The sequence below is a fragment of the Planctomycetota bacterium genome, assembly GCA_016125255.1.
Lineage (GTDB): Bacteria > Planctomycetota > Phycisphaerae > Phycisphaerales > Zrk34 > RI-421.
Genome location: WGMD01000035.1, coordinates 52,181 through 78,790, shown reverse-complemented (window position 1 = coordinate 78,790; position 26,610 = coordinate 52,181). Strand labels below are relative to the sequence as shown.

The window sequence follows — 26,610 nt, the reverse complement described above, 5'->3', positions numbered from 1 at the left end:
ATGCCCCATAATCGCCCATTATGTCCCCCCGGAACGTCCATGCGTCGCCGCTGAAACTTGCGATCCGGGATCATCGTTCGATCAACTTCTGGAGGGCATCGACGTGCGGAGCATCTGGATTTGCGGCGCCGGGATATGGATGGCGGCGATCAGTGTGACGGCGCCGGCACAGGCGCAGCTCAAATGGCGGGAGCATGAAGTGCGCCTCGAGGCCGCGCCGGCGGACGTGTCGGCGACGGGGAGGTTTGAGTTCACCAACGCCGGCACGACGCCGATCACGATTTCGTCCGTCACCACGTCCTGCGGCTGCACGACGATCAAGGTCAACAAGGATCACTACGAACGCGTGTGAGAGGGCCATGGATCAACGAGCTGCGACTGTCAGGGAGCGGTCGAAACAGGTAACAATGAGCGGCGCCTTGACCGCTCCCTCACGGTCGCGGCTCGTTAAACGCCCCCTTCTCACACGCGTTCTGAGAAACGGAAGAGGCCCACGCTTGGAAAGCGTGGGCTTCGGGGGGGGGGTGGTTGATGCGATGTTGGCGAGGCGCGGCGTTGTTCGACTGATGCGATTCACCCTCCCCCGGTTCAACTTCGCTCACCGCAAGCAGCCCCTCCCTTCCAGAAAGGGAAGAACGACTACTTGGTCATCGCCTCATCGATCATCTTGATGCCACGCATGGTGAAGTCGTCCGCGTCGGCGGGCGGGTTGAAATGGAAATGCTCGAGCGCGGGGGCGAGGCCGTCGCCGGGGGCGAGTGTCGCGAGGAAGGCGTCCCATGTTTCGCCCGTCTTCGCCGGGAGCGAAGCGCGCCAGACGACGTACTCGGCGAGCGATTCGCCTCTGAAGATCACGCGGCCGAACGCTTTTGTCTGCGCGGCTTCGTTCGGCTCGGCCCAGACGGCGTAGGCGAAGGCGGGGAGCGTGAGCGGTTTGTTCATCCGCAGATTGCCCAGCGCGAGTGTCTTCGTGGCGGGGTCCCATCGGCCGCTGGTGTAGAGCGGTTCGCGCTCGTTGTCGAAGTGGGGGCGGACGAAATCGTGCTGGCCGAAGATTTCGAAGCCGAGCATCGGGCCGATGTACTCGCCGATCGAATCGGGCGGGCCGGTCGGCTTCTCCAAATCCGGCTTCAGCGCCCGCGCTTTCTCCCACTCGGCGAGCTGGTCCTTATACATCTGCGTCGACTGATACCACGCGGTGAACGACGCCTTGGCCTTTTCCTGATCCGACAGGAACGCCAGCGAATCAGGCACGGGCTCGCCCGCCGCGATGCCCATGCGTTTGGCGAGCCAGCGTTGCACGAAGCCCATCAACTCGACGCCGCGGTTTTCGTCGTTCGATTCGTTCATCATGCGGACCAGTCGCGGAGCATCGTCGGGGGACAGATACGCGTGCTCGACGAGATACCATGCGGCGCGCGCCAGACCCGTCTTCTCATCGTCGGCCGCGCGGCCGGTCCACATGTAAAGCCCGAGATTCATCGCGTCCCGCCGCAAGGTTTCATCGAAGAATTTCTTCTGCACCGGCCAGCGCGGCTCATCTTTCAATTCATGATCGAACCATCCGATGAGCAGGTTGACGTTGGCGTCGACGGTATGGCGCATCGTGTCGATCTGGGCGGCGAGGTCGTCCTCGCCGCGGAAGCGTTCGGCGTAGAGCGTCACGGTGCCGAGCGAGGAAGCGTATTGATGGATCATGCCCGCGCCGCGCACGTCGGCGGGCGTCGGGCCGGTGAAGGTGGTTTCGATGGGTTTCTGCTCGGGCGCTGCGTTGGGGTCGTCGCCCTTGCGCTGCGTGGCGGTGCGCTGAATCTTTTCGCCGTCGCGCCGCATGGCGACGTCGATGGTCGTGACCGTGCATCCGTTCATGCACACAAGCGCGACAAACATCAACGCCAGATCGCGTCCCCAACGAGCCGCGACCGTGAGGGAGCGGTCAGGGAATGGTGTTGGGCGCGGGCTCGACCGCTTGCTGACGCGCGCGGCTCGTGGTGCAAAGCCACGCATCCATTGAGTGGGTTTGATCCATCGTTTTCTTCGACCCCCGGTCAGTCGTGTGACGTTTCCCATCGCAGGTCCTTGAGGATGAGTTCGACGGTGGTTCGGCCGTTGAAGTGGTTGAGGGTCGGCTCGGCGACGAGGTCAAGGGTCATGCCCGCGGGGAGTTTGGGTGCGAGCGAACCCATGTTCCACCCGACGCAGCGCATCGCCGCGCCGTTCTGATGCGCGATGAGCGAAAGATGTCTTGCCTGCTGGCCCATCGTGCGGGCGGGCTGGTGAAGCGTCACATCGCGGAACAGGAGCATCGGGTGCGGATTGCACCGGCCGAACGGGGCGAGCTTCTGAATCTGTTTGACCGCGTCGACGCTCAGCGATGCAAGCTCGACGACGGCGTCGATGACGAGCATCGGCGTCAGGTCCTCGACCTTGAGGTGAGCCGCGGCGTATTCGATCATCGCATCGCGGAACGCGCCGACATGGTCGGGGTCCATTTGCAGGCCGGCCGCCATGGCGTGTCCGCCGTAGCCGCGCAGGTGGTCGGCGCAGGCGGTGAACGCTTCGTGGATGTTGAAACCGTCGATGGAGCGGGCCGAACCGGCGGCTTCGCCGTCGGCGATGTTCATGAGCACGGTCGGGCGGCCGAACGCTTCCACGAGGCGGCTGCACACGATGCCGACGACGCCCTTGTGCCAGCGTGCATCGGCGAGGACGATCGCGCGCACGTCATCGCGGTCGTAGCCCGACTCGGTGACCATCGCGCGGGCCTGCTCGAAGATTTCGCGCTCGGTGGCCCGGCGGCGGTCGTTCTCGCCGTTGAGCATCTCGGCGATCTGTTTCGCTTCGTCGGGCGGGGCGTCGGTGAGGAGTTTGACGGCTTCCCTGGCGTGCCCCATGCGCCCGCAGGCGTTGAGGCGCGGGCCGAGCACGAACCCGACGTGATAAGAGTCGATGGCTTCGCCGCGGAGTCGCGCGGCGTCAATCAGGGCGTTGAGTCCGAGGAAGGGCGTGTCTTTGATGTGACGCAGGCCGCAGTGGGCGATGGTGCGATTCTCGTCGACGAGCGGGACGACGTCGGCGATCGTGCCCAGCGCGGCCAGCGGCAGCAGATCGACAAGCAGCTTGCTGAACACGGCGGGCACGCGCTCCGTGTTCGTCCACACCCGCGCGATCTGCCAGGCGAGCTTGTACGCCACGCCCGCCCCGCACAGTTCCGCGAACGGATAGGGCTCGTCGGCTTCAAGACGCGGATGCACGAGGGCGAAGGCGTCGGGGAGCGCGGCGCCCATTTCGTGATGATCGGTGATGATCAGATCGACGCCGCGCTGTTTGGCCACGGCGGCGGGTTCGACGGCGGTGATCCCGCAGTCGACGCTGATGATGAGGTTCGCGCCATTGTCGATGAGCGAGGCGAGGGCGTCGGCGCTGAGGCCGTAGCCCTCATCGATGCGGTGCGGGACGTAGCGCATGATCTTCGCATCGGGCTTTGCGGTGCGGAGCATGTGATAAAGGATCGACGCGGCGGTGATCCCGTCCACGTCGTAGTCGCCGTAGATGACGATCGTCTGATCGGCCCGCAGGGCTTGGGCGATGCGATGGGCCGCTTTGACCGCGCCGGGCAGCTTCACCGGGTCGTGCAGGTCCTTGAGCGTGGGGTGGATGAAGCGTCGGGCGACGTCGGCGTCGTGAATCCCGCGCTGTGCGAGCAGTTGGCCCACCAGCGCATCGACGCGCAGCGCCGCCGCCAGCGACTCGCCCCCGGCGACCGGGTCGGCCAGTCGCCATCGCTTGTAGTGCCCGCGCAGGTTGGAGGTCGAGGTGGTCATTCTTCGTCGTTGAGCGGTTGGTCCTTGGTGATCTCGCGGATGACGACGGTGGCGAAGCATCCGCGCGGCAGCTCGAAGCTGGCCGAGACGTAGGGGCCCATGTCGTCGGCCCCGCCGGTGACGAGCGGGTCGGTGATGGGCATGCGCATCGCCCGGCGGGTGCCGTAGGCCGTGTAATCCCCCTCCGCCAAATCCTCTTCGGTGACGCCCGTTTCGAGCAGCGCCGCCCGCTCGCGCTCGCCGACTTCCCCGCCGGCGCGCATCATTTCCGCACCCCACATCGCGCCGGTCGGCGAAATCTCCAGGCGATCGCAGCGCGGCTGTTCCGCCTCGACGTTCTTGACCTCGAACACGCCGCGCGAGTCATGCTTGAACGCCAGGTCGCCCACTTGCAGCGTGTCGAGTCGGTCGGCTTTGAGCCGGTCGTTGAGAAGCTGATTGAAGATCGCGCTTTGAAAAGCGGAGATCATCAGTTGGCGATGCGGATAGTCGATGCAGTTGACCGCATGAAACACGCCGGCCTTGCGCGAGAGCGGCCCCAGCGCCTGACGCTCGAAGCGATGCACCGTCGGCCAGAGCGACAGGGCCCTGGCGTATTCCTTCGCCTCGTAGGCCCGGCGGGCTTGCTGATTCTGTTCCGGCTCGGTGCCCATGGGCCGGCCGAGCATCTGATCGAGGAACTCCTGAAGGTCGCCCTTGAGCAAAGCGCGGCCCTGAAGATGCGTGTCCTTGCGGTAGCCGAAGCGCTGCTCGCCGATGAAATTCGGCGCACCGCATCGGGCGACGCGGTCGAGGATGCGCTTGGCGCGGATCACGGAGGAACCATCGACCTCGCGAATCTTGATCTCGAAGTGGTTGCCCTTCAGATGCCCGCGCTTGAGCTTGTTGGTGTGGCGATCGACTTCGAGAATCCGGATGAAGTCATCGTGAAAGTCGGCGGCGCGTTCCTCTTTGCCGAAGTGGACGCTGAACCATTGGCGCGTCACGGCGTGCTTGTCCTTCAAGCCGGCGTAACCGATGGCGTCCCACGAGACTTTGAAATGCTGACTGAGATAGCGGACGACGTCGGTGGTGAGCCGGCGGCGCTTTTCGATGTAGAGGTACAGATGCTCGCCCTTGCCGGAGCAGGGGTAGAGGGGCTTTTCGGTGACGACGAAGTCTTCGGGGCGCACCTTGATGCGCCCGCCGATGCCCGGTTCGTCGTGAGTCAGGTACGCTAATCCATCCGCGGTGAGCATACGGTTGATCGATCTTCCGGGCGGTCGGCCGCGCGGGCCGGGGCCGCGTTACAATGAATCCATGTCCAAGCCGATCGAAACTGCCGATCCCAAAGCGTCCGTCGAGTCGCTGCTCGATCGCGCGCTGGCGCGGGACGCTTCGGACATCCATCTCGATCCGCAGGCCCAAGCATACCACATCCGCCTGCGGATCGACGGCGTGCTGAGCGAAGTGGAGCGGATCGAGCCGGGGGTCGCACGCTCGATGGTCGCGCGCCTCATGGTCATGGCGCAGCTTCTGACGTATCGGCTCGACATCCCGCAGGAAGGTCGCCTGCGTGTCGGGGTACACGATCTGCGCGTGTCGGTGATGCCGACGACGCACGGATTGCGGGCGGTGGTGCGGCTCCCGGCCGAACTGACGCAGCCGCGCCAGCTCGAAGCGCTGGGCCTGCCCGAGGCGGTCGCGGCCGGCTTGATGCGATTCGCGGCGGGGGATGGGGGGATGCTGCTGCTCACCGGCCCGGCGGGGGCGGGGAAGACGACGACGATCTACGCGCTGCTTGAATACATCACGCGGACGCAGCCGGGGGTGAGCGTGTTGAGTCTGGAGGACCCGGTGGAGCGCGATCTGGCGGGGGTGACGCAGATCGAGATCACGCCGCACGGGCCGATGAGTTACGAGCGGGCGCTGCGGAGCATGCTGCGTCAGGACCCGCAGGTCTTGATGATCGGCGAGATTCGCGACAGCGAAACGGCCTCAGCGGCGATCGGCGCCGCGCTGTCGGGCCATCGCCTCATCGCCACGCTGCACGCCGGCTCGCCCGCCGCGGCGATCGCCCGGCTTATGGAGATGCAGCTCAAACCGTATCAGATCACCAGCGCCCTCTTCGGCGTCATCGCGCAGCGCCTCGTCCGCCGGCGCGACGGAGCGGGCTATCGGGGCCGCGTGCCCATCGCCGAATTCGCCGCCATGGACGAACCCCTCCGCCGCGCCGTCCTCGAAGGACACGACGCCGCGACGATGTCGGCGATGCTCGCCGAGCGCCCGGGGTATCAGACATTGCGCGCCGCCGCCGCCGCGGCGATCGAAGCGGGACTGACGGATCGTGACGAAGTGCAACGGGTGCTCGGATAGAAGGTGTCAGCTTTCAGCGATCAGGCGTCAGCCGAAGCATCGGCCCGCCTTGCTGATCGTTGACGGCTGACCGCTGAAAGCGTTTTATGATTCCGGATTCTTCATTCGCCTACGAAGCACAGACGCCGCAGGGTTTGGCCGTGCGCGGCTCGATCGAGGCGCAGAGCTTCGACAATGCGCGGTGGAAGCTTCAGGGCATGGGGCTGATCGTCACCTCGCTCGAAGCGGCGGCCCCTCCGGCGCCGCCGCGGGGCAAGCCGCTCGGTGCGGAGGATTTCGCGGCGTTCAACGAGCAGCTTGCCCTGCTGACGCGCTCGCAGTTGCCATTGGAGCAGGGCCTCAAGCTCATCGCCGACGACATGCGCTCAGGCCCGATGGCGGCGACCGTGCGCGAGCTGGCGGCGAAACTCGAAGCGGGCACGCCCCTGCCCGAAGCATTCGATGAAATGCGCGGCCGGTTCCCGCCGGTGTACGCCCGCCTCATGGAAGTGGGTCTGGCCACCGGCGACCTGTCCGGTGTGCTATTGAACCTGTCGGAACATCTGGCGATGACGCAGCGCCTCCGCGCCGCCCTGTGGCGCGCGGTCAGTTACCCGCTGATGGTCTTCGTCGCGCTGGGATTGGTGATGGTGTTTTTGGGGGTGTTCATTACACCGGGCTTTGAGGCGCTATTTGCGGAGTGGGACATTGAATTGCCCGTGCCGACGGAGTGGGTCATTGGGTTCTGGAAGTTTGTGCCGGTGACCGCAGGCGTGTTGATCGCAGCCATGCTGGCTTTGCCATTGACATGGGCGGCGCTCAAGGCGGCGGGGCACGAGGCATGGCTGACGGAGCATGTCGTGCTTCGATTGCCGCTCTTGGGGCGTGTGGTGAGACGGAACATCGCGGCGCGGTGGTGTCACCTGATGGAAATCTGCGTGCGTGCGGGCGTGACTCTTACTCAGGCGATCGCGCTGGCGAGCGACGCGATCGACCTGCGGGGCGCGCGGGCGGATGGCGCGATGATCGAGGCGGCGATGGTGGAACGGGCGGCGGACGAAGCGGGACTCCGCCTATCTGTGCTTCCGGGCATGATTGCGATCGCCATGCGGACCGGCATCGCACGCGGCGATCTGCCGGGAACTCTCGCCGGACTGGGCCGGATGTATGAACGGCAAGCCGAGCGCGGGCTGGGATCGCTACAGGCGGTTCTACCGCCGGTGCTGCTGATTGGTGTGGGGATTCTCGTCCTTTTGACGCTGCTGGGCTTGTTCATTCCATTGGTCAGACTTTTGTACGTGATGATGTAATGGGCGATGTGAAGCACAACGCGCGCTGGATGCTCATACGCTTGGCGGCGGCGCTGGTCATTCCTGCCGTCTTACTGGGGTGCGTCGCGCTCTATTGGTATGGACTGCTGGCTCAGACGATGTGGGGCCATCCGCCGGTTTGGATGTTCGTCGTGGGGCTGTTGCTTGGCGGGATCGGGCTGCTGGGTCCGATGATCGGTGCCGCGGCGCATCGGGAGTTCAGTCGAAGGCGCGCCTTGCTGATGATCGAGCATGTTCGACTGGCGATCGCGGCGAGCGCCCCATTGCCGCCATCGCTTCGTATCGCCGCGGCAACGGAATCGATGAGCACGCGCCGCGCGATGCGAACGGTGGCGGCGTCGCTGGAATCGGGCCAGTCGCTCAGCACCGCCTTGTCCGGTCGGACGGCGCGACTCGATGCACGAAGCCATCGCATGATCGCGGCGGCGGAGCGGATTGGGCAGACCGGCGGCATGCTCGACTATCTGACGATGGAGATGCGGCGTGAGGATGACACCGCGTCGCGTCGCGATTTTCTGTGGATTTATCCGCTGACGATGATTGCGGGCATGTTAGTGGTGACCATTCTGGTCCTGCTGATGACGCTGCCGAGATTCGAGTCTATCGCCGAGGATTATGGCATCGTCCTGCCGCGTCTGACATCCATACTGATCGAGATGATGGATGGATGGATGCTGGCGGCGCTCATGATTGCGGTGTTGTATCTTCCATTGGTCTGGATCATGTGGACGATTCTGTATGGTCGTCGGGGGTGGTTGCCGCGGGTGGGGGCGACGATTGGGGCGGGGTTGCCGTGGGTCGGGCCGGTGGTGGGGGATCGGCAGCGGGCGGATGTGCTGATGCTGCTGGCGGCGGCGATGCGGGCGGGCGTCGATCTGTCGACGGCCCTGACGGAGGCGATGCAACTTGACATCGGTTGGGGGCTGCGGCGGCGGCTCAAGAAGTGGCTGATGGCGATGGAGCGCGGGGCGACGATTTCGGATGCGGCGCGAGCGGCGGGGATGCCGCGGCTGGTCACGGGGATGATGCATTCGAGTGAAGCGACGGGGCGGCTCGACGAAGCGATGCGCTTCTGCACGAATTACTATCAGCAGCGCTTCCGCCGCTCGATCGCGATTCTCGAAGCGGCGATGGTGCTGATCATGGAAGTCGGGCTGGGCGTCATCGTGGCGGGGATCGGGCTGGCGGTGTTTTTACCATTGGTGAGCATGATCGACACGGCGGCTTCATGGTGGGGGCACTATTGATGCGGCATCGCGGGCTCATCATGCTCGATGCGGTCGCGGGGCTTTTGCTCATCGCGACGCTTTCGATCGCCATGCTCGGTGCGATCAAGCAGTATCGCATGGCTGAGGCGCGGATCGCGGCGGAGCGGGCGGCGATGGCGATCGCGGAGACGACGATGTTGCATCTTCAGAGCGGGCAGCCGGCGCCGGAGGACGATGCGGTGACGCGCATTGAAGTGTCGGCGCTGCAGGAAGGTCATGTGCTGCCGGGCAAGCGCTGGGTGCGCGTGACGGTGCGACATGCGGGGGCGACGGCGGCGCTGACGGGCGTCGTGCTGCGGGAGGTGTTGCCATGACGCGACGGGCGCGCGGGTTTTCGCTGATGGAGATGGTGACGGCGCTGATGGTGCTGGGGGCGTTTGCGCTGATGGCGACGTCGCTGTTCAATTCGTCGATGGGGATCGCCACGGGCGAGGGGCGACGCGCGGCGACGGACGGGCAGTTCGAGGCGGCGCTGGCGGCGATGCGGGCGGATGCATGGGACGGGTACGACCTGCGCTCGGCCAGCCCGGTCGTCGCGCTCATCCGCATCTCCGGCGAACGGACGATCATGTGGCGCGTGCATGCTTCGACGCACACCTGGACGCGCTCGGTGTATCTGGGCGAAAAGACGCTCAGTGAGCAGAGCTGGTCGATCGGGGCGCGGCCGATTCATGTCGAGACGGAAGCGGGGGGGTTCATCGTCGAGCGCACGGGTGATGAACTGTCGCACACGCAGCGCTGGCCGCTCGTCAGCCAGGTGCTGCTGTTGACGGGGGCGGGCCCATGACGCGCAAGCATGATGCACGACGAAGCGGGTACGCGCTGCTCACGGCGGTGATGATGATCGCCGTGGTGGGATTGGCGGTGTCGGCGATGACGGGTCGCATGGTGTCGGAGGCGAAGTCGATGCGCCGCGCGAATCTCGATGCGGAGCTGCGGCAGTTGCTCATCGTCGGCGCCAGCGCCTCGCCGCGGTTGCTTATTGAGGGCCGGCCGGAGGACGAGCCGACGACGCTCGCCGTGCCGACGGATTTGATCGCGCGGGGCGGGACGGTGAAGGTCCGGGTGGGCAAGTCGATCCGGAATCTGGAGACGCACATCGAAGTCGAGGCGTCGCTGGATGGCCGGTCGATGCGCCAGACGCTCGTGTACCTGAAGGGGCAGGGCGGATGGGGCTTGTCGGAGGCATGGCTGGAGGAAGGGGGAAGGGAAGGGAATGATCAAAGACCAAATCCCAATGACCAATGAAGGAACGGCCTGCGGCCTTTCATTTTAACCTTGGGCCTTTGAACATTCCCTTGGTCATTGGTGCTTGGTCATTGGTCATTCTCACCATTTTCGCCCGATAATCAGGCGCCTCATCGCCTCGACCGGCGGTCGATCCCGATTGGGTCGCTGAAATCTTCACAAGCCGCTTAACCGTCGCAGTCGGCCCGCCGATAGTGATGTTGTTGACTGATTTTCAAGGGCGGGAGAGGTACGGAAACCGAGGAGGATGGCTATCCATGTCCAGACAAAAAGACGTATTGACCACCGGTGAAGTCGCCAAGATCTGCAACGTGGCCCCGCGGACCGTCAGCAAGTGGTTCGACTCCGGTCAGCTTCGCGGGTATCGCATTCCCGGCTCCAAGGACCGCCGCATTCCCGTGGCGTCGCTGGCGCGGTTCATGAAGCAGCACAACATTCCGATGGACGGCCTCTCGTCCGGCCGGACGCGCGTGCTGATCGTCGACGCCGAGCGCGAAGTCACCGACATGCTCGAAAAGCTCCTCAACGAACAGGCCAATTACGAAGTGCGCACCTGCGCGAGCGGGTTCGCCAGCGGGATCGAGTGCGAGAAGTTCCGCCCGCATGTCATGCTGCTTGACATCCACCTCCCCGACATCAACGGCGAGGAAGTCAAACGCAACATCCGCGACAATCCCGACCTTCAGCTCACCAAGATCGTCGCCATGAGCTCCAAGCTCACCGACGGACAGGCCAACCAGCTTCTGAACACGGGCTTCGACGGCTACCTGAAAAAGCCCTTCCAGTTGCGGTCGGTCATCGAAGCTATCGAAGACGCGGTCGCGTTGGTGTACTGAAGCGAACGCGGCCCCACCCGACATGGGGCAGACAACTTGACGTGTTCCGCAAGGGACACAAACCGTTGCGTCAAGGACGACCCGCAGCGGGGCGCAGTCAAGGATGACGACGGGTACGGAGGCCTTCGGGGTCAAAAGCGCCAAGCCGGGTCGCGCGGGTGGAACACGTCGCGGCCTGTTTTTTTTACGCCGCATGCCTGTCGAGCAAGCCCGGTGCTCGAATCGCGATCGCCGTTGCGTGCGATCGTGGTAATGCCCAATGACCAAATCCCAATGACCAAGGATGGAACGGCCTGCGGCCTTCTATTTTGACATTGGTCTTTTGAACATTCCCTTGGTCATTGGTGCTTGGTCATTGGTCATTGCCCCCACGATACCCGGTTTTTCGTCAGCTACTTCCTATAGATTCCTCTGATGCCCGATTGCGTCCGGGTCAGGGTTTTATTACGATCATGCCCCATTTTCGACCGATAAAATCGAAACCCGCCGAACCCGCGGAAAATTGAGTTCAAACGTGCCACGGAGGCCTGTCACGATGCAATCGCACCAAGTTCGTTCCGCCCTGTTGTTTATTCCGATGATGGTGGCCCTGGCCGCCGCCCCGACCTTCGCGCAGGGGGATGCCGGGGGGGCGATGACCCTGCCGATCTACTGGTATCTGGCGCCGATCGGCGCGATCGCCGCCCTGATCATGGCGGTGTTTTTCTATAAGGGGTTCATGACTTCCAGCGAGGGCGATCCGGAAATGGTGCGCATCGCGCAGGCGGTGCGCGAAGGCGCCTACGCCTATCTGGCCGCCCAGCGCAAGGTCGTCATCATGGTGTTCATCTGCCTGATGATCATCCTGGCGATCATGGGCTTCGCGCTTCAACTGCAGGACGAACTGACCTTCATCGGCGTGGGCATCGCCGGGTTCCTGTCGGGCCTGTGCGGGTACTTCGGCATGAAGACCGCCACCAACGCCTCCGCCCGCACGGCGTTCGCCGCCAAGAACTCGCTCAACGACGGGCTGCGCGTCGCCTTCCGAGCCGGCGCGGTGATGGGGCTTTGCGTGACGGGGTTCGCGCTCTTGGATGTGAGCGTTTGGTTCTTTCTGCTCACGCAGGTGTTCGGCTATCACGACCTGGTCGCCGTGACGACGATCACGCTCAGCTTCGCCATGGGCGCTTCGCTTCAGGCGCTTTTCGCCCGCGTCGGCGGCGGCATCTACACGAAAGCGGCGGACGTCGGCGCGGACCTGGTCGGTAAAGTCGAAGCGGGCATCCCCGAAGACGACGCCCGCAACCCGGCGACGATCGCCGACAACGTCGGCGACAACGTCGGCGACGTGGCGGGCATGGGCGCCGACCTGTACGAGTCGTACTACGGGTCGATTCTGGCGGCGATGGCTCTCGCCGCCGCCGCGGCGTTCCGGCTGGCCTCGTCCAAGACCGGCGCGTGGGCCGACTTCAATCTTGAACATGCGATTCACCTTGTCGCCACGCCCGCCGCACTCGCCGGGCTGGGCATCATCGCCTCCGTGCTGTCGATCTTCCTGGTCCGCACCAAGGAAGGCGCGTCGATGGGCGAGCTGCTCAAGAGTCTGCACACGGGCGTGTGGGCCAGTTCGGGTCTCATCATCGCCGGTTCGGCGGGGCTGCTGTACGCCCTGCTGCATGATGTGCCGGGCGTGAGCTGGATCGGGATCTGGGTCGCCATCATGTCCGGCCTGATCGCCGGGCTCGTCATCGCATGGGGCACCGAGCTTTACACCAGCTACGAACACAAGCCCACCCAGCGCATCAGCGAACAGGCCCAGACCGGCCCCGCCACCGTCATCATCTCCGGCATCGCCGAGGGCATGATCAGCACGTGGATCCCCATGCTCACCACCGTCGCCGCCATTCTCATCGCCTTCATCGCCGCCGGCGGACAAGAGGTCTTCCTCCTGGGCGTGTTCGGCGTCGCCATCGCCGCCGTCGGCATGCTCTCCACGCTCGCCATCACACTCGCCACCGACGCCTACGGCCCGATCGCCGACAACGCCGGCGGCAACGCCGAGATGACCCATCAGCCCAAGTTCGTCCGCGAGCGCACCGACATGCTCGACTCGCTGGGCAACACCACCGCCGCCACCGGCAAGGGCTTCGCCATCGGCTCGGCCGCGCTGACGGCGCTGGCGCTCCTCGCCGCGTATGTCATCACCGTGCAGACGACCGTCAACACGCAGATGCTCCACAGCGACTTCGTCACCAGCGGCGCCGCCGAGAAAGCCCTCGTCGACACCGCCGCCGTGTACCACGATCACGGCATCTTCGTCGTCAAGAGCGACAAGGGCCTCGAAGCGGGCATGCTGCTCTCGCCCGAGAAGCGCGTCGCCATCGAAGCCGCCGTCGCCGCCGGGCAGACCGTCAAGGCCGAGTACGACGCGGACCTGGGCATCTATCACGCGCAGGTCGTCGGCTCCAAGACGCGGCTTCAATTTGAGATCGCCCCGGCGTCCAGCGCTTCGATACCGCAGATTCTCACGTTCTATGACGTGACCCTGCTCAATCCGCGGGCGCTGTGCGGACTGTTCATCGGCGTGATGATGGTGTTCGTGTTCTGCGCGATGACGATGAACGCCGTGGGACGCGCGGCCTATCGCATGATGCTCGAGTGCCGCCGGCAGTTCGGCATCATGAAAGCCGCCTTCAAGAAGGACGGCATGTCCGACGCCGACATCGCCGACCCGATGAAGTGGCCCTTCGAAGTCACCGTCGATGGCCACGCCTACCCCGACTACGCCAACTGCGTCGCCATCAGCACGCAGGGCTCGCTCAAGGAAATGATGGTGCCGTCGCTCATGGCCGTCGTCGTCCCGATCGTCGTCGGGCTCATCCTCGGCGTGCCGGGCGTGATGGGCATGCTCGCCGGCGCCCTCGTCTGCGGTTTCGCCGTCGCCATCTTCATGGCCAACGCCGGCGGCGCCTGGGACAACGCCAAAAAGTACATCGAAACCGGCCAGTACGGCGGCAAGGGCTCCCTCGCCCACAAGGCCGGCGTCGTCGGCGACACCGTCGGCGATCCCTTCAAGGACACCTCCGGCCCGTCCCTGAACATCCTCATCAAACTCATCAGCGTCGTCTCCGTCGTCTTCGCCGGCCTGATCGTCAAACTCGCCCCCATGATCAGCGACCTCCTCCACCTCGGCTGACGCCGATGCTGACAACTTCGCATCCCCCCGAAGCCCACGGTTTTCAACCGTGGGTCTTCTTTTTCATACCACCCGCATCACCTGCCCCAACTCCGTCACCACCGCCCCCGGACTCGCCCCCGCGCAGCGCTCATCCTCCTCCCGTAGCCGCAGCGACCGCGCATCCCCCGCGAACAGCACCGTCTCGAATCCCGCCGCGTGCGCCGCCGTCACGTCGTTGAGCATGTCGTTGCCGATGTACACCGCTTTGTGCGCCGCGATGCCGTGATGCTTGTCGAGCATCTTCGCCGCATGTTCATACAACTTCGTCGACGGCTTGCCTTCGAGCATCGCGTACGACCAGACGCACAGGTCCCGCTCAAACCCCAGCGTCATCACGCTCGCGCCCAGCATCGCCTCGATCACCGCCGGCGTGAAAAACTGCGCATTGCTGACGATCCCCAGCACCATGCCCCGCTCCCGCAGCCCCGCGATCAGCGCCGCCGCGCCCGGCATCGCCCATGTCGGATTCACCCGGCACTCGTACTCGATCGCCAGGCACTCGATCCCCGCGGGCGAAACCCCCGTCACGCCCAGCTCGTCGAGCACCTCGCGCCAGACCATGCGGATATCGACCTCCGGGTACAACACGCCCTGCGCCCGACGCCGGGCATGATGCGCCGCGATTGTCGCATGCAGCGCTTCGGTCCCGCGCTGGCCCATGTTCTTTTTCACTTCGATCCCCACCGCCCGCATCGCTTCTTCCAGCGCCGCGCCGCTCGCGCTGGCCATGCTCACACCCACATCCCCCGACCCGCTGATCACCAGCGTCCCGTACACATCGAACAGCGCCGCCCGCACCCCCCGGAAGCGCGTCAGCTTCGCCTTCGCCTCCGTCGCCCGCGGTTTCATCGGCTTCGACAGCGCCGCGATCCGCTCCGCCAGTGTCGTCTGTCCGTCCATGTTACGTCCTTAGCAGATTAAACCGCCCCGGTGACAGAAATTGTTCGAGCACCTTGCCCGCATCGAGCCGCTCAATCGGCGTGACGCGCGCGGCGAGCACGCGCTGGTAAATCCCCATCAGCCGCTCGCCGTATTTCCTCAGACTGTAGTGCGATGCGATGACCCGGCGATTGTGCTCGATCGTCGCCGCGTCCGCGGGGCGATTCAGTTCGACGCCCGGCTTGTAATGCTCCGCGAGGACTCGCTCGATCACCGTGCGCTGCATCGGCTCGTCGAGCCGCCCGAAGTCGACTTCATCGCCGCGCGTCATCGCCGACATCGCCGCTTCGATGTCCGCCGCCTTGCAGGTCCGCCCGTACGCCTTCATGGTCGCGCCCAGCTTGTCGATCACGCGATCGCGCAGTCGCTCTTCGCCGACCCAGGCAATCGGCACGCCCAGAAAATCGTAGAGCGCATCGAGGTTCACGCCGTCGCGGGCGAAGTCGGCCGTGATGTCCGGCAGGTTCCGCCCCACGAGCGGCCGGCCCGCAAGGAAGGGCTCCAAAAACGCCAACCCGAATCCCTCCGCCACGCTCGTCGTCACCATCGCATGCGCCGACCGGACCAGCGCGGCGAACGAAGCGTGACTCGTCGCGCCGATCTCGAATTCGACCGGCAGATTCAGTCGCGTCGCCAGCTCCCGCCAGTCCGCATAAATCGGCAGATCGACGGCACTCGTCGGCGCGAGCGTCGTGGCGAATCGGTCGCCCGCTTCACGATCCGCCGTCGCCGCCCATAACAGAAATTCCCCGAGGTTTTTTCGCCGAATTGCCCGTGTCGGATACAGAAACAGGCGACCTTCATTTGTCGTCGCCGCGGCGTCCGCCGCCGCCGCGAGGTCGATCGCATTGGGCAGCGCATGCGCCCGCTCCGCCGGCATCCCCGCCGCGATGAGTGCCGCGCGGTCGCGCCCGTTGAGCGTCGCATAATGAATGTGCTCCGCCAGCGGGTACAGATCGTCGACCGCTCCGCATTCGCAGAGCAATCGGTAATTGCCCGGTCGGCCGTCCTCCGCAAAATCGTGCGGCTGAAGCACAAGCCGTTCGCCCGCCGCCGCCATCCATCCAATCGCCCCCGGCAGCGCCGCGTTCTTGCCCAGACTGTGATTATGCACATGCCACAACACCACTTCGCCCGCCGCCGCGCGCAGCCGCTCGACCAAATCCTCCGGTGAAATATCCGCGTCATAGCCGAGGCCATCGATGACGCGCACATCGCACGGCGGCGTCAGCGTCGGCTTTTCGCCGATGAGTACCAGCGGTTCGTATCCCGCTTCGATCACGGCGCGCGCCGCATGTTCGATCACGCGACTCACACCCCCGCCGCGCAGGTGATAATGAACCATCGCGATGCGCGGTCGTTCACCCCTCCCTCGTCGGGAGGGGTTGGGGGAGGGATTTTCAAATGTCGACAACTCGTCGCTCACTCGCGCGCTCTCCGAAGTCTGAATCCCCCTCCCTCTGAGGGAGGGGCTAGGGGAGGGTGAATCGCATCCGTCCGAGCCGGCTCCGCATCGAAGCGTACGCGCATGTGACCGATGCGATTCACCCCCTCCCATCCTCCCCCTCAAGGGGGAGGGGTCAGAAGCGTCATGCCGGCAGGTGGAATTTTTCCCGGTACGCCGCGATCTGGTCCATCGGCGGGCGTTCGTCTTCGATGATCTGGTGTTCGACCTGCTGGTAGTCTCGGTCCTTGACCTGGAACTGGCGCATGATGGTGCTGAACTGCGGGAGCTCGCCGATCATGCCGAGTGTGTGCACGCGGTTGAAGAATGTTTGCAGGATGCCGAAGCTCATGCGGCCCAGCGACGCGGTCGGCTGATTGCGATGCACGCGCTGCTCCAGGTCCGTCTGACCGAAGGCGTCGAGCCCGTGCTTGACGTAGATGTCGATGAGATGCGCCGTCTCCACACCGTAGCCGACGGGGAAGGGGATCTGTTCGAGGATGTCGCGGCGCACGGCGTACTCGCCGGAGAGGGGCTGAATAATGGCGGTCAATTCCGGGAAAAACAGCGAAAAAAGCGGGCGCACGAGAATCTCGGTCACGCGCCCCCCGCCGCTGGGCCGCGTTACGCCCGGTGCGACGGCCAGCGGTCGATCGTAGAAGGCCTTGACGTATTTGATCTGCGGGCGGTGGATCAGCGGGGCAACGAGGCCGGTGACGAAGCGGGGATGAATATTGGTGATGTCGGCGTCGACGTAGACGATCACATCGCCGGTGAGCTGGTAGATCGCCTTCCAGAGATTCTCGCCTTTGCCGCGTTTGAATCCTTCTTCGGGAAGAATCTCCGACGAAAGATACACATCCGCTCCGAAGCTCGCCGCCACGTCGCGCGTCCGGTCCGTCGAGCCCGAATCGACGACCGCGATCTCGTCGACGATCGGGTAGCGGTCCATCAACTCGCTCTTGAAGATGACGATCTCCTTGCCGATGGTTTTCTCTTCGTTAAGCGTGGGGATGCACAAGCTGATGCGCAGATTCTGTTTCTGCTTTTCCGCCACGAGCTGGCGCAGGTCCCAGAAATCGCGGTGGTGGAACGTGTTGTTCTTGAGCCACTGTTCATTCTTCATGGCACATCCCTCCGTCGATCGCCGCGATCAATCCGATGAGCTGCGCCAGGCCGGTGTACATCGGCTCGATGAAGACGGTTTCCTTGCGCGTGTGTCGATGCTCCCCGCGCGTGATGCCCAGCGTCACCGCCGGGATGTGCCGCGCAATGAGCACGGAAAGCTCGGACATGCTCGGTGAAATATGCGGCTCGATGTTCAGCGCCTCCATCATCAGATGCGCCGACCGCACGAGCCCGTGTCCGAACGGCACGCCGCCGGGCTCGCGGCGCGCGATGACGTCCAGCGCGACCTCCGCGCCGCTCTGTGCGGAAATCTCCGCGGCGATGTCGCCGATCCGCCGGCTCACATCATGCACGATCTTCGACGACTCGCTGCGAATCTCAAAGCGCAGGGAGGCATGCGTGGCGATCGTGTTGTACGTCGTACCCGAATTGACGGAGCCGAAGAGAATGCTCGTCCGCGGCTTGCGGGGCAGGGGGATGCCGAGGATGGCGTTGATCACATCGTTCAAGATCAGGATGGCGCTGGAGGCGCCGAAGCGTGTCCAATCGTAGACTTCCGGGACCTCGACGGTGATTTCCCCGCGGACCATGCCCAGCGACGTGTAGCTGAGCCGGCCCAGTTCGATGCCTTCGACGCACACGGCCGCGCCGATCGGCATCGGGGCGTTGTCCAGAAAGAACCGCAGGCCGTTCACATCGCCCCGGCCCAGCGAGCGCGTCGTGCCCAGCAGCACCAGATTCGAGTCGAGCCGAATGCCCGCCTCGTCGAGCAGCGTCGGCAGGGTCGCCAGCACCGCCATGCCCAAGCTGTTGTCCGCCACGCCCGCGCCGACGACGCGATCCTCCCGAACGTGGACGGTGTGATCCTCGGTGCGGTCGAAGATCGTGTCGGCGTGGGCGACGATGAGGATGTTGCGCTGTTCGTTCTCCGCGGCGCCGGGCACGACGCCCACGCCGTTGCCCGCTTCGTCGATGCTCGTCGACTGAATCCCGCACTCGACGAAACGGTCCGCGAGAAATCGCACGCGATTGGATTCATCGAACGTCGGCGCCGGCTGCTCGGCCATCATGACCAGATTCGCCAGAAGCATCTCGCGCTTTCGGCGGACCGCGTCCTGAATCGCCGCGAGCCGGGGCAGGATGGCATCAATCGTCTGCGACATGAAGCTCCCTGATATTTGTCCGCGCGGGCGGATTTTCGATTGACATCACTCACTATCACCTTAGCATAGATCGCATGTCCTCGTCGCGGATTGGTTTTGTCTCGACGCGCTTCGCCGGCACCGACGGCGTGTCGCTCGAAAGCGCCAAGTGGGCGCAAGTGCTCTGGGACGTCGATCGTCACATCAGCTTCTGGTACGCCGGCCGACTCGATCGCGCGCCCGAAGCGAGCTTCTGCACGCCCGAAGCGTATTTCAATCACCCGGCCAATCAGTGGGTCAATCAGCGCGTGCTCGGCACCACCAAGCGCAATCGTCCCGTCACCGCGCGCATCCGCGATCTTTCCGATTACCTCAAGGATTCGCTCTACGAGTATGTCCGTAGATTCAGCTTGGATATGCTCATTCTCCAGAATGTCTTGACGATTCCGATGCACGTGCCGCTGGGCATCGCCGTCACGGAGTTCATCGCGGAGACGGGCATTCCCTGCATCGCGCATCACCATGATTTTTACTGGGAGCGCGTGCGGTTTCAGACGACGGCCGTGGACGACTACATCGACATGGCCTTCCCGCCGCGCCTGCCGAGCGTGCAGCATGTCGTCATCAATCAGGGCCAGCGCGAGGAACTGAGCTGGCGCAAGGGCATCCCGGCGATTTTGATGCCGAACATATTCGACTTCGAGAATCCCCCGCCGCGGATCGATCATTACTCGTCGGACCTGCGCGATCAGATCGGGCTGGGGCCGGACGATGTGATGATCCTTCAGCCGACGCGCATCGTCCCGCGCAAGGGCATCGAGCACGCCATCAAGCTCGTGCAGATGCTCGGCGACAAGAAGTACAAGCTGGTCATCTCGCACGATGCGGGCGACGAGGGCTTTGATTACTTTCATATTTTGAGCGACCTGGCCGCGGAAGCGGGCGTGGACATGCGTTTCATCTCGACGCGCATCGGCGAAGTGCGGCAACTCGACATCGAGGGGCGCAAGATCTACACGCTCTGGGACCTGTACCCGCACGCCGACCTCGTCACGTATTTCAGCACGTACGAGGGCTTCGGCAACGCGCTGCTGGAGGCGATTTACTTCCGGATTCCGCTGGCGATCAACCGGTACGAGATTTTCGCGCGGGACATCGAGCCGCACGGGTTCAACATTCCGACGATCGACAACTTCGTGACCCGGCGGGTGGTGGAGGATGTGCGTCGACTGCTCGAGGACAAGGAGCACCGGCGTGAGGTGGTGGACCACAATTACGCGGTGGCCTCGCGGTTTTTCAGCTACCGCGTCGCCCGCCGCAAACTTTCCGCGCTGATCTCCAACGTGTTCGGCGACTGATGAAGAACGATCATGAGTGAATCCAAACGCCGCGCCATCCTGGCCCGCATGGACGACCGATTTCACCGCCTCTACGGCGACGCGGCGGCGAATTGTCTGCGCCGGCTCAAGCTGCTGATGGGCCAGTACGAAGACCGCATCGACGCATCGAACGACAAGCCCCGCTGGACCGCCGCCGACAACGTGCTCATCACCTACGGCGACAGCATCCGTGCCGCCGACGAAAAGCCGCTGGCGACGCTCGAGTCGTTCCTCGCCGATCATCTGGCCGGCGTTATCGATACCGTGCACATCCTGCCGTTTTTCCCGTGGTCCAGCGACGACGGGTTCTCCGTCATCGACTACCGGCAGGTGGATCCGGCCCTGGGCAAATGGAAGGACGTGGCGCATCTCAATGAACGCTTCGGGCTCATGTTCGATCTGGTGCTCAATCACTGCTCGCGCCGCGGCGAATGGTTCCGCGATTACCTGACGGGCATCGCCCCGGCCCGATACTACTTCCACGAAATCGCGCCCGGCACGGACCTCTCGCAGGTCACGCGCCCGCGCCCGTCGCCGCTTTTGACCATGGTCCGCACGCGCAGCGGCGAACGATGGGTCTGGACCACCTTCAGCGCCGATCAGGTCGATCTGAACTTCGCGAACCCCGATGTGATCCTCGAGTTTCTCGACATATTGATGCTCTACATCGCCTCTGGCGCGCGGATCATCCGCCTCGACGCCATCGCGTATCTCTGGAAGAAGATCGGCACAAGCTGCATCCATCTGCCGCAGACGCACGAAGTGGTGAAGCTGATGCGGGACCTGGTCGATCTGATCGCGCCGCGCGTGATTCTGCTCACCGAGACGAACGTGCCGCATGCGGAGAATGTCAGCTATTTCGGCGAGGGCGACGAAGCGCACATGGTGTACAACTTCTCGCTGCCGCCGCTGCTGCTGTACGCATTATCGAAGGGCGACGGGACGGCGCTGACGAAGTGGGCGAAGGAACTGGCTCCGCCGCCGTCGGGCTGCACGTTCCTGAACTTCACCGCTTCGCACGACGGGATCGGCGTCCGCCCGCTGGAAGGGCTGCTCCCGCCGGAGGAGATTCGGGCGCTGTGCGATCGCGTGCGTTCGCTCGGCGGACACGTGAGCGAGAAGTCCAATCCGGACGGTTCGACGAGTCCGTACGAGATGAACATCACGTATTTTTCCGCACTGGGCCCGACGGATGCGAGCGAGAAGCCGGGGCTGCATGTCAAACGGTTCCTGTGCTCGCAGACGATCGCGCTGGCGCTGCGGGGCGTTCCCGCGGCGTACATTCATTCGCTGACGGCGACGCAGAACGACTACGCCAACGTCGAGCAGCTCGGGTATCCGCGCGCGATCAATCGGCACAAGTGGGACCGCGCATCGCTGGAGGCGCGGCTGGCGGAAAAGTCGACGGCGACGCACGAGGTGTTCACAGAGTACCGCCGGCTTCTGAAGGTGCGGGCGAAGCAGGCGGCGCTGGGGCCGGATGTGCCGCAGCATGTGCTGGATCTGGGCCCGCGCGTGTTCGCCGTGCAGAGGACGACGCCGGACGGGGCGCAGTCGCTCTTGTCGATCAGCAACCTGACGGGCAAGCGGATGACGGTGGATCTCCCGGCCGACAGCCCGAAGTATGCAGATGACCTGCTCGACGATCGCAAGGGGCCCATCAAGCTCGATCCCGTGACGCTCGCGCCGTATCAGACGCGCTGGCTCACCACGTAACGCTCACTTCCCCGCTCGCCTGATCGTTACAGGCATCACAGACCGATCAGCTTCACGCGCCCGGCGAAAATCTTCGCCGGGCTTTTTGTTGGGGCGTCGGTTGAATCTTACGTTCGGTGTGTCGTTCGCGCGTCGCGGGCTCAGCCGGCGATGGCGCGGGAACACGAGAACAACCGGCGGCGGAACAGGATGGGTTCCATCGCCAGCGAGAGTGATTCATGTCCTTCAGCTATCGCGGATTTCTGTCGGCCGGCGGTCGCAAACGTTCCCGTCGGGCCCAGCGCGCCCGCAAGCGTGCGGCGACGCGCGCCAGAGGTCGCCTCAATCTCGAAACGCTCGAGCAGCGGCTCCTTTTGACCGTGCTCGTGCCGGGGCTGGAACTTGATCCGGTCGTTGACCCGGCCGTCGATCCGATCGTGATGGACGCGACGATCGATCCGTCGCAGGCGAATCCTGAGCTGGATGTGACGGAGATTCCGGACCTGACCATCGCGCTGGACGCAGCGACGATCGCCGAGCTCAATTCGTACACGCCGCTGGCCGCGCTGTCCGACACGTTCGCCCTGCACTCCAACGCCGGCGCGAGCAAGAAGGTCTACCTCGACTTCACCGGCTACGTCACCAGCGGCACCATCTGGAACTCGACGTTCACCGGCGGAGCGAACATCGTCACCGCGGCGTATGACATCGATGGCAACGCCAGCGCGTTCTCCGACACCGAGCTGTCGCGCATTCAGTACATCTGGCAGCGCGTCGCGGAGGACTACCTGCCGTTCGACGTGGACATCACCACCGAAGACCCCGGCGCCGCGGCGCTCACCAAGAGCGGCGGGTCCGACACCGATTGGGGCATTCGCGTCGTCATCGGCGGCTCGAGCACCGATTGGTACGGGTCGGCCGGTGGCGTGGCGTACGTGGGCTCGTTCAACTGGAACTCCGACACGCCGGCGTTCGTGTTCACCGCGCAGCTCGGCAACGGTCACGAAAAGTACACCGCCGAAGCGATCAGCCACGAAGTCGGCCACACGCTCGGGCTCAGTCACGACGGCAACGCCTCGACCGGCTACTACGCCGGCCAGGGCTCGGGCACGACCGGCTGGGCGCCGATCATGGGCGTCGGCTACTACCAGAACCTCACGCAATGGTCCAAGGGCGAATACGCCGGGGCCAACAATACGCAGGACGATCTGGCGATCATCAGCTCGCAGAACGGCTTCGGCTACCGCGCCGATGACTACGGCAACACGAATGCCGCCGCGGCGGCGCTGGCGACGCCTTCGTCAACCACCGTGGCGGGCGTCGGCATCATCGAACGCACCACCGATGTCGATGTTTTCAGCTTCACCACCGGCGCCGGCTCCGTCAGTCTGAACATCAATCCCGCCGACCGCGGCGCGAACCTGGACATCCTCGCCGAACTCTACGATTCGTCCGGCAATCTCATCACGTCGTCCAATCCTTCGACCTTGCTGTCCGCTTCGATCAACTCGACCCTCGCCGCCGGAACGTATTACCTGCACATCAGCGGCGTCGGCAACGGCGACCCCGCCACGACCGGCTATTCCGACTACGCGAGTCTGGGTCAGTATTCGATCAGCGGAACCATCGTCGCCCCCGATCAGCCCCCGACCCCCACCACGCCGTCGATCACGATCAGCGACGCCACCGTCAATGAAAACGCCGGCACCGCGAGCTTCACCGTCTCGCTCTCCGCCGCCTCCGCTCAGTCGATCAGCGTCGATCTCGCCACCGCTGACAACACCGCGACGGCGGGCTCCGACTACACCGCCAAGTCGCAGACGCTGACCTTCGCCGCTGGTGAAATCAGCAAGACGTTCACCGTCGCCATCACCAATGACTCCCTCGTCGAGCCGACCGAATCGTTCTTCGTGAACCTCACCAACGTCAGCGGTGCGACGATCGCCGACAATCAGGCCGTGGGCACGATCCTGGACAACGACATCGCGCTGTTGGGCGTCAACGACGTGACCGTCAACGAAGCCGACGGCACGGCGACGTTCACGCTCTCGCTCACCAACGCGTCGGCGACGGCGATCAGCGTCAACGTCGCCACCGCCAACGGCACCGCGCTCGCCGGCTCCGACTACACCGCCAAGTCGCAGACCGTCACCTTCGCCGCCGGTCAAACCACGCAGACCTTCACGGTCGCGATTCTCAACGACAGCACGGTCGAGTCGACCGAGACGTTCCTCGTCAATCTGTCGAGCGCGAGCGGGGCGACGATCGCGGACGGACAGGGCGTGGGCACGATCATTGATGACGATGTGATGCCCACGCCGGCGCTTTCGATCAGCGATGCGTCGGTCAACGAGAGCGCCGGCACCGCGACGTTCACGCTCTCGCTCTCCAACGCGTCGAGTTCCGCCGTCAGCGTCCTTGTCGCCACCGCTGACGACACCGCGCTCGCCGGCTCCGACTACACCGCCAAGTCGCAGACCATCACCTTCGCCGCCGGCGAAACCACCAAGACCTTCACGGTCGCCATCACCAATGACACGCTGGTCGAATCAACCGAGACGTTCTTTGTGAACCTCTCGAACGTGTCGGGCGCGACGCTGGCGGACGCTCAGGCCGTCGGCCGCATCGTCGACAATGACATCGCGCTGGTGAGCATCGGCGACGCCGTCGTCAACGAAGGCGACGGCACCGCGACGTTCACGCTCTCGCTCACCAATGCGTCGGCGACGGCGATCAGCGTCAACGTCGCCACCGCCAACGGCACCGCGCTGGCCGGTTCCGACTACACCGCCAAGTCGCAGACCGTCACCTTCGCCGCCGGTCAAACCACGCAGACGTTCACCGTCGCGATTCTCAACGACAGCACGGTCGAATCGACCGAGACGTTCCTCGTCAATCTGTCAGGCGCGAGCGGCGCGACAATCGCCGATGGACAAGGCGTAGGCACGATTCACGATGACGATGTGGCCCCGGTCATCACGCCCGCATTTTCCATCAACGACACCACCGTCAACGAAACCGACGGCACCGCGACGTTCACCGTCTCGCTTTCGCAGGCGATGGACCACACCGTCAGCGTCGTCGCCGGCCTGGCCAGCGGCACGGCCGTCGGACGCTACGACTTCAACGGCCGGGCCGCCACGCTGACCTTCGCCGCCGGGCAGACCACCGCGACCTACTCCGTGTCCATCATCAACGACAACCTCGTCGAATCCGACGAAGTCTTCTACGTCAACCTGTCGCGCGCGTCGGCGGGCGTGGACATCAGCGATGGGCAGGGCGTGTGCACGATCGTCAGCGAAGACGTGCCCCCGCCCGCCATCAGCATCAACGACATCTCCGTCAACGAAAGCGACGGCACCGCGACGTTCACCCTCTCGCTCGACAAGGCGTCCGATCAGACCGTGACGGTCGTCGCCGGCCTCGCCAACGGGACCGCCCGGGGTCGCTACGACTTCAACGGCCGGGGGGAGCGGATCACTTTCGAAGCCGGTCAGACCACCGCGACGTACACCGTGACGATCGTCGACGATTCGATCTACGAGGGCGACGAGACGTTCAGCGTCGTGCTCAGCCGCGCGACGAACGCCACGATCGCCGACAACCGCGGCGTGTGCACCATCGTCGACAACGAAACGCCCCCGCCCGCCATCAGCATCAACGACGTCTCCGTCAACGAAAACGACGGCACCGCGACGTTCACCCTCTCGCTTGACAAGGCGTCCGATCAGACCGTGACGGTCGTCGCCGGCCTCGCCAACGGCACGGCACGCGGGCGCTACGATTTCAACGGCCGCGCGGAGCGGATTACGTTTGAAGCCGGTCAGACCACCGCGACATACACCGTGTCGATCATCGACGACGCGATCTACGAAGGCGACGAGACGTTCAGCGTGATGCTCTCGCGTGCGACGAACGCCACGATCGCCAGCAATGTCGGTCACGGCACGATCGTCGAGAACGAAACCCCGCCGCCGATGATCAGCATCAACGATGTCTCCGTCAACGAAGACGCGGGCACGGCGACGTTCACGATCTCGCTCGACAAGGCGTCGGATCAGTCCGTGAGCGTCATCGCCGGCCTCGCCAACGGGACGGCCCGCGGGCGCTACGACTTTACCGGCGCGACGCAGCGGATCACCTTCGACCCCGGTCAGACGACCAGGACGTACACGGTGTCGATCGTCAACGATCACGTGCTCGAATCGGACGAGACGTTCCGCGTCGTGCTTTCGCGGGCGATCAACTCGGAGATCGCGCGTTCGCAGGGCATCGGCACGATCGTCGACGACGAGGTGCCCCCGCCACGCGTGAGCATCGCCGGGACGACGGTCAGCGAGTCGGACGGCACGGCGATGTTCGAGTTGACGCTCGACAAGCCGTCGGACGAAGTGGTGCAGGCGGTGGTGGGGCTGGCGAACGGGACCGCCCGCGGACGCTATGACTTTGCCGGCGCGACGCAGGTCATCACCTTCGAGCCGGGCGAGACGAGCAAGATGTTCAGCGTGTCGATCGTCGATGACAACACGGTGGAGAACACCGAGACGTTCCGCGCGGGGATTGCCCGGACAACCAATGCGATGCGCGGCGACGACTACGTCGCGCTGGGCACGATCATTGACGACGACGCCCCCGCCGGCGCAGACGCGTTCGGCATCGCGTCGGCGAAGGCGATGGCGCAGATGCGGATTCAGGCGGCCCTGATGCAGGCGGACGCTTTCGCCGCCGGCCCGGCAAGCAGTTGGCTCAATCCCGGCGACTTCACCGATTCGCACGACCCGATCGACGCCCTGCTCAAGTCCCCGGCGGCGTGAGGGCGTCGGGT

At 64.6% G+C, this 26,610-nt stretch carries 19 protein-coding genes; 12 read left to right on the top strand and 7 right to left on the bottom strand.

The window, feature by feature from the left end:
• Positions 1–103: 103 nt before the first annotated feature.
• Positions 104–352 (top strand): DUF1573 domain-containing protein, encoded by a 249-nt coding sequence (locus tag GC162_20245; protein ID MBI1370971.1) that lies wholly within the window; start codon positions 104–106, stop codon positions 350–352.
• A gap of 287 nt (positions 353–639) precedes the next feature.
• Here GC162_20245 and GC162_20240 read toward each other — a convergent pair whose 3' ends face one another.
• The 3 genes from GC162_20240 to truD form a co-directional block, all read right to left on the bottom strand.
• Positions 640–1,869 (bottom strand): hypothetical protein, encoded by a 1,230-nt coding sequence (locus tag GC162_20240; GenBank protein ID MBI1370970.1) that lies wholly within the window; start codon positions 1,867–1,869, stop codon positions 640–642.
• Positions 1,870–2,048: 179 nt separating this feature from the next.
• Positions 2,049–3,884: a single-stranded-DNA-specific exonuclease RecJ gene (gene recJ / locus GC162_20235; GenBank protein ID MBI1370969.1), complete on the bottom strand. Its 1,836-nt coding sequence runs from the start codon at positions 3,882–3,884 to the stop codon at positions 2,049–2,051.
• Positions 3,821–5,062, bottom strand: a complete 1,242-nt coding sequence (gene truD / locus GC162_20230) for a tRNA pseudouridine(13) synthase TruD (GenBank protein MBI1370968.1) — start codon at positions 5,060–5,062, stop codon at positions 3,821–3,823. The genes recJ and truD overlap by 64 nt, the downstream gene beginning before the upstream one ends.
• Before the next feature lie 61 nt (positions 5,063–5,123).
• Between truD and GC162_20225 the strand changes: the two genes are divergently transcribed.
• The 8 genes from GC162_20225 (at position 5,124) to GC162_20190 (ending at position 14,016) form a co-directional block, all read left to right on the top strand.
• A complete protein-coding gene (locus GC162_20225; GenBank protein MBI1370967.1) occupies positions 5,124–6,179 on the top strand; it encodes a type II/IV secretion system protein in 1,056 nt (351 codons plus the stop codon).
• A gap of 86 nt (positions 6,180–6,265) precedes the next feature.
• Positions 6,266–7,468, top strand: coding sequence for a hypothetical protein (locus tag GC162_20220; protein ID MBI1370966.1), 1,203 nt, complete (start codon positions 6,266–6,268; stop codon positions 7,466–7,468).
• Entirely contained in the window at positions 7,468–8,736 is a 1,269-nt protein-coding gene (locus tag GC162_20215) for a hypothetical protein (GenBank protein ID MBI1370965.1), read from the top strand. The genes GC162_20220 and GC162_20215 overlap by 1 nt, the downstream gene beginning before the upstream one ends.
• Complete coding sequence (locus GC162_20210) at positions 8,736–9,071, top strand: hypothetical protein (GenBank protein ID MBI1370964.1); 336 nt, start codon at positions 8,736–8,738, stop codon at positions 9,069–9,071. The genes GC162_20215 and GC162_20210 overlap by 1 nt, the downstream gene beginning before the upstream one ends.
• The gene (locus GC162_20205) at positions 9,068–9,544 is read left to right on the top strand and encodes a prepilin-type N-terminal cleavage/methylation domain-containing protein (protein ID MBI1370963.1); all 477 of its coding nucleotides are present in this window, start codon (positions 9,068–9,070) and stop codon (positions 9,542–9,544) included. The genes GC162_20210 and GC162_20205 overlap by 4 nt, the downstream gene beginning before the upstream one ends.
• Positions 9,541–10,005, top strand: a complete 465-nt coding sequence (locus GC162_20200) for a hypothetical protein (GenBank protein ID MBI1370962.1) — start codon at positions 9,541–9,543, stop codon at positions 10,003–10,005. Before GC162_20205 ends, GC162_20200 begins: the two co-directional genes overlap by 4 nt.
• 197 nt (positions 10,006–10,202) lie before the next feature.
• Positions 10,203–10,841, top strand: coding sequence for a response regulator (locus GC162_20195; GenBank protein MBI1370961.1), 639 nt, complete (start codon positions 10,203–10,205; stop codon positions 10,839–10,841).
• A 634-nt stretch (positions 10,842–11,475) separates the two neighbouring features.
• Positions 11,476–14,016, top strand: a complete 2,541-nt coding sequence (locus GC162_20190; GenBank protein ID MBI1370960.1) for a V-type H(+)-translocating pyrophosphatase — start codon at positions 11,476–11,478, stop codon at positions 14,014–14,016.
• Positions 14,017–14,079: 63 nt separating this feature from the next.
• Here GC162_20190 and GC162_20185 read toward each other — a convergent pair whose 3' ends face one another.
• From GC162_20185 to GC162_20170, 4 genes are all read right to left on the bottom strand, one after another.
• Positions 14,080–14,958, bottom strand: coding sequence for an HAD family hydrolase (locus GC162_20185; GenBank protein ID MBI1370959.1), 879 nt, complete (start codon positions 14,956–14,958; stop codon positions 14,080–14,082).
• A gap of 1 nt (position 14,959) precedes the next feature.
• Positions 14,960–16,342 carry a hypothetical protein gene (locus GC162_20180; protein MBI1370958.1) on the bottom strand — a complete coding sequence of 461 codons (1,383 nt, stop codon included), beginning with the start codon at positions 16,340–16,342 and terminating at the stop codon, positions 14,960–14,962.
• 244 nt (positions 16,343–16,586) lie between these two features.
• Positions 16,587–17,567 (bottom strand): glucosyl-3-phosphoglycerate synthase, encoded by a 981-nt coding sequence (locus GC162_20175; GenBank protein MBI1370957.1) that lies wholly within the window; start codon positions 17,565–17,567, stop codon positions 16,587–16,589.
• Entirely contained in the window at positions 17,557–18,732 is a 1,176-nt protein-coding gene (locus GC162_20170; GenBank protein ID MBI1370956.1) for a peptidase dimerization domain-containing protein, read from the bottom strand. The genes GC162_20175 and GC162_20170 overlap by 11 nt, the downstream gene beginning before the upstream one ends.
• 74 nt (positions 18,733–18,806) lie before the next feature.
• Here GC162_20170 and GC162_20165 point away from each other — a divergent pair, with 74 nt between their 5' ends.
• The 3 genes from GC162_20165 to GC162_20155 all read left to right on the top strand — a co-directional run bounded on the left by GC162_20165 (position 18,807) and on the right by GC162_20155 (position 26,599).
• Positions 18,807–20,069, top strand: a complete 1,263-nt coding sequence (locus GC162_20165; GenBank protein ID MBI1370955.1) for a glycosyltransferase — start codon at positions 18,807–18,809, stop codon at positions 20,067–20,069.
• Between the two features lie 12 nt (positions 20,070–20,081).
• Complete coding sequence (locus GC162_20160) at positions 20,082–21,806, top strand: alpha-amylase (GenBank protein MBI1370954.1); 1,725 nt, start codon at positions 20,082–20,084, stop codon at positions 21,804–21,806.
• A 218-nt stretch (positions 21,807–22,024) separates the two neighbouring features.
• Positions 22,025–26,599, top strand: a complete 4,575-nt coding sequence (locus tag GC162_20155) for a hypothetical protein (GenBank protein MBI1370953.1) — start codon at positions 22,025–22,027, stop codon at positions 26,597–26,599.
• Positions 26,600–26,610: the final 11 nt, after the last annotated feature.